This window comes from Holdemanella sp. (assembly GCF_056804935.1).
The window spans coordinates 1-3,039 of record NZ_DBMEXE010000073.1 but is presented as its reverse complement, the minus strand read 5'-3'; the positions used below and the strand labels follow the sequence as shown (position 1 = coordinate 3,039).

General features: G+C 36.1%; 4 protein-coding genes. All 4 read right to left on the bottom strand.

Annotation, left to right across the window (positions count from 1 at the left end):
- Positions 1-58: 58 nt before the first annotated feature.
- Positions 59-505, bottom strand: a complete 447-nt coding sequence (sufU, locus tag ACZQCL_RS04810; RefSeq protein ID WP_270490454.1) for a Fe-S cluster assembly sulfur transfer protein SufU — start codon at positions 503-505, stop codon at positions 59-61.
- Between the two features lie 15 nt (positions 506-520).
- Complete coding sequence (locus tag ACZQCL_RS04805; protein WP_331865496.1) at positions 521-1,762, bottom strand: aminotransferase class V-fold PLP-dependent enzyme; 1,242 nt, start codon at positions 1,760-1,762, stop codon at positions 521-523.
- The gene (locus ACZQCL_RS04800; protein ID WP_227993163.1) at positions 1,749-2,522 is read right to left on the bottom strand and encodes a SufD family Fe-S cluster assembly protein; all 774 of its coding nucleotides are present in this window, start codon (positions 2,520-2,522) and stop codon (positions 1,749-1,751) included. The genes ACZQCL_RS04805 and ACZQCL_RS04800 overlap by 14 nt, the downstream gene beginning before the upstream one ends.
- Positions 2,515-3,039, bottom strand: a 525-nt coding sequence (locus ACZQCL_RS04795) for an ABC transporter ATP-binding protein (protein WP_482481975.1), incomplete at its 5' end; no start/stop codon positions are given. The genes ACZQCL_RS04800 and ACZQCL_RS04795, both read right to left, overlap by 8 nt.

Sequence of the window (3,039 nt, the reverse complement as noted above, 5' to 3'; positions counted from 1 at the left end):
GACATCTTCATCATGAAAACCATATTCATATTCACTAGAAAGTGCGATATCTTTTTCGTTACTCATCTTTTCCATCCTCACTTTCCTTAATCATTTCACGCATAGCCTTCCATCCAATTGTGGCACAATTGATACGATTGGCTTGTTTTCCAACATTTTGAAACGCTATGGCCTCATCTAAAACATCTTCATCATATTCTTTTTGATCAATCATTTTGAAATAATTGTCCATAATTTCTTTTGCTTCTTCTGTCGTCTTTCCTTTTAATAATTCAGACATAATTGAAGTCGAAGCTGTTGAAATCGTACAGGCAACCCCATCAAAACGAATATCATCAATTTTTCCATCTGAAATTTTTGTCTGCACCGTAATATCATCAATACAAGAATCACTCGCCATATGACGTGACATGTAACCATTGTCTTTTGTCAATTCTTTATTACGAGGATAGTCATAATGATCCATAATAATCTGGCGCATCAACATTGGATCAATATTTGACATAATTAAGCTTCCTTCCTAAAAGAAAATGCTGACACAGTTTTCCACTGTCGCATTCTTCAAAGCATCAATCAATTGATCGACTTCTTCTTTTGTGTTGTACAAATAGAAACTTGCACGACAAGTACCCGGAGTCTTCAATACTTCCGGAAGTAATTTAGCACAATGCTGTCCTGAACGAACGGCAATGCCAAATGTATTTAAATAGCTAGCGACATCTTGTGCAAAAATCATTTGATCTTTATCCTTCACGTTAAATGTCACAATTCCACTCTTCGCATTTTCGTTGTATACAACAATATTCCCTAAAGCTTCTGCTTTTTTTAAGAAATATTCCTTTAATTCTACTTCATGCGCATGAATATTCTCTTTTCCAATCGCATCCAAATAATCCATGGCAGCTGCCATACCAATCACACCCTCAATTGGTTGTGTTCCAGATTCAAACTTTAATGGCGTTTCCTTTAAAGTTAATGAACAAGACTTGTCGAAGCGCGCATTACTTTCACCACCATAGAAAATTGGTTCTAGTTGATCCAACCATTTTTTCTTGCCATATAAAGCACCTACGCCTGTAGGACCACACATCTTGTGAGCACTAAACGCATAGAAATCACAATCTAAATCCTGCACATCAATATTTAAATGAGGAGTACTCTGCGCTCCATCAATCACTAACAAAATGCCTCGTTCATGACAGATCTTGGCAATTTCCTTAACGGGAGCCACAAAACCCAAAACATTAGAAACCATCGCTATCGCAACAACTTTAACTTGATCAGTTAAGACACTTTTAAAGTTTTCAACTGTGATCTTACCCTCTTCATCCAAAGGAATGTAATCGATTTTAGTTCCTTTTTTCTTTCCCGCCTGCATCCAAGGCAAGATACTTGAGGCATGTTCACTTTCGTCACTTAAAATGACATCACCCTCATGTAAAAGCTGTTCTGTAACCATCATAGCTACAAGATTCAAGCCTTCACTCGAACCTGAAGTAAATACGATTTCTTCTTTGTGTTTCGCATTTAAGAATTTTTGAGTACGAACACGAGCCCCTTCAAAAGCCGCATCGACCTGTGCACTCATTTCATAATCACCACGGTGAGCATTAGCACCAAGGTATGTATAATAATTTACTACGGCATCAATCACCGGTTGAGGCTTTAATGTCGTAGCCCCATTATCTAAATACACTAGAGGTTTATCAGACATCTTACGCGTTAAAATCGGAAAATCTTTACGAATTTTACTGATGTCCATATAATCCAACCTTACTTTCCATTTCTTGACGAAGACTATCTTTCAATTCTTCATCTTCTACTAAATCAATAACTGGCAAGAAATAACCAACACTTAACAATCCAACAGCTTGTTTTGTGCTCAATCCACGAGACTGTAGATAATATAGCTGATCAGCATCTGGCTGTCCAATTGTTAGAGCGTGGCTTGCCTTTACATCATTTTCATCAATTAATAATAGTGGAATAACTTTTGTCTTATGTCCCTGGCCCAAAGTTAATACACGCGTTGCCTGATGAGACTGAGCATCGAAACATCCTTTTTTAATATTTCCATTGGCAACCATTTGATATTGTCCATAATCAAATAAAACGGCAAAGTTTTTCATTTGACCATTTGTATGAGGCGCATTATGTCTTACTTCCATATCGCATACTTTTTCGATGTGTTCTTGACATAATTGACCGCTTAAAATTTCATATTCAGCCCCCTGCTCTTTTAGATCCACATAGTGATTCCATTTCAATGGGCTTTTTTCTAGATCCAAGACACCCATTTGGCAGTTGGCATCTTGTTTAAGTACCATATTAATGTTTAATTCGCACGCACTTTCAGCATGGTTTAAAATAAAGAATTTTGAAAAAGAATTTTCTAAACACTCCACATTCAAATCAAATTTTGTACAATCTTTACTCAATTCAATTAAATATGATTTTTGATCATGAGAATCAATTTGAATGTTTAAAGTTTCGCTATTGTGTACTTCCTTGCGATTAAGCATATTTTTTAGCTCCACAAGAACCTAAAGAAATAGGTTGTTTATCTTCTTCTTTATTTGCGGTTACGTGGTACTCTTTTTCAATCCATTCATATCCATCCTGGTCAACTTTTTCAACTAAACTTGCATCACCAGATACAACAATTTGTCCATCCATTAATACGTGAGCATGTGTTGGCTGTAAATATTCATAGAAACGTGCATAGTGAGATACGATCAATAAACCAAGATCTGTTTGTTGCTGACATTGGTTGATGGCATCCGAAACAATACGCAATGCATCGACATCAAGTCCAGAGTCAATTTCATCCAACATCGCAATGGCTGGTTTTAACATCATCATTTGAACGATTTCATTACGTTTCTTTTCACCACCACTAAAGCCATCATTTAAGAAACGATGAGCCAAGTCTGGTTTCATTTCTAATTGTTCAATCGCTTTATCCATTTCTTTGATAAATTTAAATAATGAGATTGGTTTTTCTAAGCGCGCATTGATTGCACTTCTTAAAAAGTCCGA